The organism is Clostridium sp. (assembly GCF_036643715.1).
GTDB lineage: Bacteria > Bacillota > Clostridia > Clostridiales > Clostridiaceae > Clostridium.
In genome coordinates, this window is record NZ_JAVXRL010000050.1 from 20,435 (window position 1) to 21,289 (window position 855).

At 31.7% G+C, this 855-nt stretch carries 1 protein-coding gene; it reads left to right on the forward strand.

From position 1 onward, the window contains the following. Positions 1–855, forward strand: an 855-nt coding sequence (locus RSF37_RS12365) for a C39 family peptidase (RefSeq protein WP_332564712.1), incomplete at both ends; no start/stop codon positions are given.

An 855-nucleotide genomic window follows, 5' to 3' on the forward strand; every position in this document is an offset into this window, starting at 1 on the left:
TGGTTGGTACAAAATAAGCTATAATGGAACAACAGGATATGTAAGGGGAGACTTTGTAACATTAGGTGGTTCTTCATCAGTTGGATCAGATGGAAATCTTTATGGGAGTTCATTTAAAGATGGATATATAAGATATTATGCGCAAGATGATCCAAGATATGGAGGAATAATATATAGTACTCATGGGGCACCTGATCAAACAATAGCAAAATCAGCATGTGGGCCAACAGCATTTTCAATAGTTGTATCAACATTAAATGATATTGATGTACCTCCAACTGAAATGTGTAGATATGCATTAGCTAAAGGATGTAGATCATATAATTCAGGAACATATCCTAATTTATTTAGTATAGCCTCACATGATTCATCTAATCCAAAATATAATTTAAACTATGAATCTACAGGTAGTGTTAGTAGAATTAAAAATTTATTATCTGATGGTAAACATTTAGCAATAGTTTGTATGCAAAGTGGACATGTAACTAGAGGAGGTCACTACATTGTATTATCAGGATGGCAAGTAATAAATGGAAGAGTGTTTTTTAAAGTTTATGATCCTCATCGTTGGAATGAGAACTATATATATGATAGTGGGTTAATTGATACAGTAAAAAATGATGGAATTGTACTATTAAGCCAAGATGTTATAGAAAGTGAACGTAGTACCTCATATTTTGTATTTTCTAATAAGAGTAATTCATCAATAAGTCATGGAGGTTCAAGTTCAGGACATAGTAGTTCAGGCAGTAGTTCAAGTCATGGAAGTTCAAGTTCAGGTTCAGGACATAGTAGTTCAAGTTCAGAAACAGTAGAAAAAAATAAAAATTTTGATCCTACAAAGATATTTAAAAT